At 46.3% G+C, this 6,148-nt stretch carries 6 protein-coding genes; all 6 read right to left on the bottom strand.

All coding sequences use genetic code 11. From position 1 onward, the window contains the following. Window positions 1-427 precede the first annotated feature (427 nt). Entirely contained in the window at window positions 428-1,789 is a 1,362-nt protein-coding gene (locus tag ADA01nite_RS06720; protein WP_503826251.1) for a sensor histidine kinase, read from the bottom strand. Between the two features lie 4 nt (window positions 1,790-1,793). Further along, on the bottom strand, window positions 1,794-2,474 hold the full coding sequence (locus ADA01nite_RS06715) for a response regulator transcription factor (RefSeq protein ID WP_146809171.1): 681 nt from the start codon (window positions 2,472-2,474) through the stop codon (window positions 1,794-1,796). A 2-nt stretch (window positions 2,475-2,476) separates the two neighbouring features. Beyond that, entirely contained in the window at window positions 2,477-3,334 is an 858-nt protein-coding gene (locus ADA01nite_RS06710) for a DUF8832 domain-containing protein (protein WP_146809170.1), read from the bottom strand. Window positions 3,335-3,759: 425 nt separating this feature from the next. After that, window positions 3,760-4,134, bottom strand: a complete 375-nt coding sequence (locus tag ADA01nite_RS06705) for a hypothetical protein (RefSeq protein WP_111154051.1) — start codon at window positions 4,132-4,134, stop codon at window positions 3,760-3,762. Window positions 4,135-4,151: 17 nt separating this feature from the next. Then, the gene (locus ADA01nite_RS06700) at window positions 4,152-4,943 is read right to left on the bottom strand and encodes an N-acetylmuramoyl-L-alanine amidase (protein ID WP_170230173.1); all 792 of its coding nucleotides are present in this window, start codon (window positions 4,941-4,943) and stop codon (window positions 4,152-4,154) included. Continuing rightward, on the bottom strand, window positions 4,940-6,028 hold the full coding sequence (locus ADA01nite_RS06695; protein WP_146809169.1) for a reverse transcriptase domain-containing protein: 1,089 nt from the start codon (window positions 6,026-6,028) through the stop codon (window positions 4,940-4,942). The genes ADA01nite_RS06700 and ADA01nite_RS06695 overlap by 4 nt, the downstream gene beginning before the upstream one ends. Between the last annotated feature and the right edge of the window lie 120 nt (window positions 6,029-6,148).

Genomic DNA, 6,148 nt, shown 5'->3' with positions numbered 1-6,148 from the left:
TTAACTTAAAATATGGCCAGCGTCCTGCTGAAGAAGTGATGGAAGAATTAGGTGAAGAAGTTCTTCCGCACTTTCCCGCAATAACCGGGGAGTGACCGTTTTATTAGCTCCCCCATCCTGGAAATAGTATTGGAATAAAGACAAAAGTAGATACCATAGCGCTTTAAAAGGAAAAGACAAGAGCGTTTGTTCTATATATTTTCATCCAAACAACCGATCCGTATTAACCAGGATCGGTTGTTTGATTATCTGAAATGAACAGCCCGTATTGAGCTATCGTTTCCTGTCGCTTGATCATAGTTTAATTTGAAAGTTTTCTTCTTCATAATGAATCGTCTGTCAATATAGAAAGCTACCAGTAATGCCAGTAAACCGGTCAAAAGCATATTTCCGTATGTTTCAAGCGGAAACGTTTGCAATAGTGGAATCACCGTGGCAGTATTACTTTAAAAGTTGAACCTTCTCCTGGGCTTCCGGATACTTGAATATCGCCATTATGAATATCAATGATTTTTTTAACGATCGATAGACCGAGCCCGTTTCCCTTGACGGAAGAATTGCGAGCTTTGTCAACTTTATGGAACGGCTTAAAAATATCAGCACGTTCTTCTTCCGGAATCCCGATACCATTATCCGTTATGGAGACGATGGTCTGATTCTCTTTCATCACAGCTTCGATAAGAATCTTACCGTGCGCTGGAGTGAATTTGATGCTATTACTCAGTAAATTGATCCATACCTGATTGAGTTGGTCTTCATCCGCTTGAATGGTAATGGCCTCAAGCTGAACATCGATTTGAATTTCTTTCTCTCTCCATTGAGGCTCTAACGAAATGACAACCCTTCGCAGCTGTTCGTCCAGTCGATACGTATTTACCTTCAACGGATGATGCTCCTGTTGCAAATAGGACAGCTGAAGCAAATTTTGACTTAACCGGGATAGCCTCTCGCTCTCCTCTTCGATGATCGTCAAATAACGGAGGCGGCTTTCCTCACTCATTTTCTTCTGCTTTAACGCCTTGGTAAACCCTGAAATGGATGTTAAAGGCGATTGAATTTCATGTGAGACGTTCGAAACGAAATCTTGCCGCATTCGCTCCAGCTTAGATAGCTCTTTCGCCATTTCGTTAAAACTAACGGTTAAGAGACCAATTTCGTCCTTGCGTTTGGTATGAAGCTCGAAATCGAATGTTCCCTTCGCCATCCTCTTGGTTGCTTCCGTCAAACGAAGGATAGGGTTTACAATATAACGCGCAGCAATGAGAATGAGCAAGCTACCGAAAAACAAAATAATGATGTACATAACATGAACAGAATTCATGATTTCGTCCTCGACAGGATTCTTCTCCACCGTTAGAAATAAAGCATAGGGCTTCCCCTCTACCTGAAAAGGAACGCCGACGATAGGAAAATGAGAGATGTGAGCATTGTGGGAAACATGGTGTTCTCCCATATCGATATTGCGAACAATATTACCGGCAAGCACGCGCTCAATATTACTACGATCAACATGCAGGAGTCCCTTTTTTTCCTCAAGGAGGGGCTTGCTGTCTTTATTGTAAAGCTGGAGGAGGGTACCGGAGATGCCGGAGACGTTTTGCATAAACGGTATTAAATCAGCAGAAGATGTTGATTGATAAGTTTGTATCATCTTTTTACCGTTCGTGATGAGAATTTCTTCTATCAAACTTTGAATTCGTCCTTCATACAGCAAGGAACTAACAATAAATGCCGTGAACAGACTCAACATCACAATACCGACGAATACTACTACAACACGGGTATACAGCGACTTAATCTCGATACACCTCCAACCGATAACCGAGACCGCGGATGGTCACAATGCGAAAATCGGACTCGAATTCGGCAAACCGTTCCCTGAGCCGCTTGATGTGAACATCCACCGTTCGCTCGTCGCCTTCATAATCCATGCCCCATATTTGTTCAATGAGATGGTCCCGTGTAAACAACTGCCCGGTATAGCTGCCCAGTTTGTATAGCAATTCGAATTCTTTCATGGGAAGTGTCATCGTTTTACCGTTCTTGTATACAACCTGATAACTCTTACGATCTAATGATATGTCTCCAAGCTTAACCACGCTGGAAGTAGAAATACGATATCGCTTAAGCAAAGCCTTCACCCGAAGAACGAGTTCCACCGGGTCGAACGGCTTCACCAAGTAATCATCCGTCCCCAGCTTAAATCCTTTTATTCGGTCCGTTGCCTCCCCCTTCGCAGTCATCATTAAAATAGGGATATCACCAAGTTCTCGTAGCTCCGTGCATAAAACCCAGCCATCCATTTGTGGCATCATAATGTCTAGAATCACCAGGTCAACTGTATGATTCGTGGCGTATTCTAACGCATCCGCTCCATTCGATTTTTCGACGATGTCAAAGCCTTCGTCTTCCAGGTACAGACGAACCAACTCACGGATGTGAGCTTCATCATCCACTACTAATATCTTTGGCAAATTTAATCCTCTCCTTTTATTTCTACTATAAATGGAAAGACTCTGACTTTTCCATTTTGTTTAAACTCAGCCCATATTTTATAGATTCCCGGTTGTTCGAAACGTGTTTCAAAAACCGGTTCCTCATCATTGGCTGGATGAACATGAAGAAATTTCTGAGCGTTTTCATCAAGAATAACTACATGCCCCATCGCTCCCAAATAAGGAGTTAAATTTGTTTTATTAAGATCGAATGTTAACGTTACTGGCTTCTTTGCCTTAACAGAGCTCATATTTAATTTTACGGTTTCTCCATCTACATTCTGACTAAAATTGTTGTCTGGCTTAAGCTCCTGGCTGTGAGTGTGAGTTGAGCCGCTTGGATTGCCTACTATAAACGGAACCGGTACTACATGATACACTAAATTTTTCGGCTTAATATCAATAAATGCTTTGTAAAATCCTTCAGGAAGATTGTTTCCAATTCTAAATTCGCCTTTGCCTGTCTGTTCGGGGTGCACATGATAATACTTTTGCAAATGTTCATCCACAATAATTAGATGAAGAAGCTTCTCATGATTTACTTCTAGTTCGTTAACTGGATTTCCCGCCTTATCCTTTAAAAAAATCTTTATTTCATTTTTATCTGATTGAACAAACGTATGTACTTCGCTGTTACCCTCATGCTCCGAATCGCTTCCATGTTCATGGTTGCTTCCATTTTTTTCAGCATGATTTTCAACACCCTCATGCTTTTTGGCAGATACAGACTGTTTATTGTCAGCGATAAATTCGTCATAGACGGTAAAACCACCTATCAGTACTGCCACATAAAGAATGGACGCTATAACCCATTTATCAAATATGATCCATTTACCCATTTCAACCACTCCTCACAATCATAATTTTGGTGTTGGCTTACTTATTCTATGGACACTGTAAATTAGCTTTGTGAACTCAATATGAACTGAGCCATAGAAAAAATGCCTGGGGGCAATCATCATCCAGTGCTTGTTTACATAGGCAGTTTTACCGGACGCAGGTAGTCAAATTTCCGTTTTATTTAACTATCGATTCCCGTCAACCATACTGCGGCGCGGTACCTTTTTGTAATCCTCCTTTGCGTGGTTATCATTGGATGCTACAATAAACGAGAAAGAAACTTCAATATTTATGTAGCGTCGCACCGAATTTGCGAAAAAATCTCACGTTATTTGCGAAAAGTGGTTTAGGGAGTTGTTACAGAAACAGGTCGGCGGAGCGGGTAGCGTACCACTCCATCGACCTGTTTTTTGTTCGCGTTCCGTTACTGGTCGGCGGTCACTTGCTTTACCTTCAGGGTGCCGTCTGCCTCGACGCTTGTGACTTCATACCAACCGTCGAGGCCGGGTATTTGTATCTGCTCGCCGATAAGGTCTTCAGTCCCTGCTGGCGGCTTCTGAAGGGCTTGGAGGACGTTCTTCGATCCACTATGAAACCCGATCGCTGTCGCGGCCAGGAGCACGCCTGCGACCGCTCCTTCAGGTGTCGTTCCGATGAAGATCAAACCGAGCACGATGCCGAGGACGAGCGCTACAAGCGGCAGGAAACGCTTCTGCACCCCAGCCTGGCCGACGATCCACAAGATGAAGATCATGGCCGGGATCAGGGTCGTGTCATAAATTCCGATGTCGATATTCATGGATGATTCCCTCCTCATTATTGTGAGATTTTTTGTTCCAGATACGCGATCGCGCGGTCCACGATAACAGCCGCATCCTCGCGAGTGATCGGCTTACCGAATCCGAAAAGGTCGTTTCCAATTCCGTTCATGATGCCTTTTTCGGCCAGGCGTTCAGTCGCTCCCTTTGCATAATGCCCATCAGGCACATCCTTAAATTTTCCGCTATATGTCGGCTCTGAAGCGGGCGCTTGCTGCTTCAGCGTGAGGCCATAAACTTCAGCGATTCCGGCCACGATCGCCTTTGCGCACTTGCGCCGATATGCGTCACTCTTCAAGAGTTCCGCCTCTTGGCGATTGGTCATGAAGCCGCACTCCACAAGGATCGCGGTCATGTTGGATTCGCGAACCATATGCAGGTTGTCCGCTTTGACTCCACGATTCTTTCTTCCCGTCTCCATCAGAAGGTTTTGCTGGACTGCATCCGCCAGTTTGACAGCTTCTGCTGGCCGTGTTGTGTAGACGTATGTCTCGATGCCTTGCGCGTCGTTCCAGTCACTTCCGTAGGCGTTTGCGTGGATGGACACAAGCACGTCGGCTTTCCACGTATTAGCCCGGTCGGTGCGCTCTTTAAGCGGCACGTCGCGGCTGCCGTCATCCGCATGGGTGAATATTGTTTCCACTCCGACGTACTCACTCAACCCATCGCGAACATATCGGGCGACAACGCTGTTGAAATGAAACTCCCTCATCGAATCATCAGGACAGCGTTTCCCCGGAGTTTCCGGCCCGTGGCCTGCGTCGATAGCGACCTTCAGTTTCGTTGTCATTTTCCGTTCACTCCTCGCTCTTCGATTTGCCCAGTTCCCTGTATCTTTGCATGTTGTTCGCTCTTTACGAGCGGATGCGCGGCGAATAATTGCTTGCGCAGGTTGTACGAGTTCGCATGCTTGACGTGTCCGATCCAGCTCTGCACCGTTCGATCGATTTCTTCCAGGCTGATCGTTCCCTCGGCATAGCCTCGTTGAAACTTCCTCATTTTCCGTTTCATGCGAATAATGCTACTCTTTCGTACCAACCGGTGCGTCTTCCAGGTTCGATACCCCAGAAAGTTGACGCCTTGCGATGCCGGGAAAACCGCCGTCTTTGGGTTCAGGCGCAGGCGCAAACGCCTGTTTAGGAATTGCTCGATGTCATAATGAATCCGGTGCAGTTCCTGCTTGTCGTGATGAAGAATCACGAAGTCATCCATATATCGGATGTAATAGCGAACACGGAGCGTCTCTTTCACATAGTGATCGAGCTGGCTTAAATAGACGTTCGCGAAAAGTTGGCTGGTAAGGTTGCCGACCGGAATACCGACGCCGTTCTCCTCATCACCCCGGACGATGTGCTGAAGCAGCTGCATCGTATCCCTGCACTTCAATTTTCGCCATAAGAGGCGGATCAAGATGCCGTGATCAATCGACGGGAAATACTTCGATATATCGGCCTTCAGCACATACACGCGCCCGTTCCATTTCCGATCCGTTTCCCGAAGCCAGGACACCAGCCGATCGGAACCGGCATGAATGCCTTTTCCCACTCGGCAGGCGTAGCTGTCATAGATGAACGTCGGCTCGAAAATCGGCTCGATAATATTGTTCACAGCATGCTGCACAACGCGATCCCGGAACGGCAAGGCTTTGATGTTCCGCATTTTCGGCTCATACACGACAAACTCCCGATATGGGCTCGTGCGGTACGTCTTCCAGATCAGCTCATTCTGAAGGATAATCAAGTTCTCCTCCAGATTGCTGCTGAACTGCAAAACCTCGTGCCGGAAACGCTTGTTCTTTCGAGCTTTCAGGTAGGCGTTGTGCAAGTTCTCAAAGTCGTATATCTGCGGGTACAACCCGCCGAATCGTCGCGGCATCTCGTCTCCTCCCTTGTCCTTCCTGGACGTTCGCTCCTACTTGCCCCGGTCGGACGGTTCATATATTTGCCTGACTTCGCGCCAGGACGGGACCAGAATCCCAAGTCAAGCGCACAGCCT

It is taken from the genome of Aneurinibacillus danicus (assembly GCF_007991215.1).
Classification (GTDB): Bacteria; Bacillota; Bacilli; order Aneurinibacillales; family Aneurinibacillaceae; genus Aneurinibacillus; species Aneurinibacillus danicus.
Note: the sequence above shows the minus strand (reverse complement) of the source record. Positions and strands in the feature narration are given on the sequence as shown.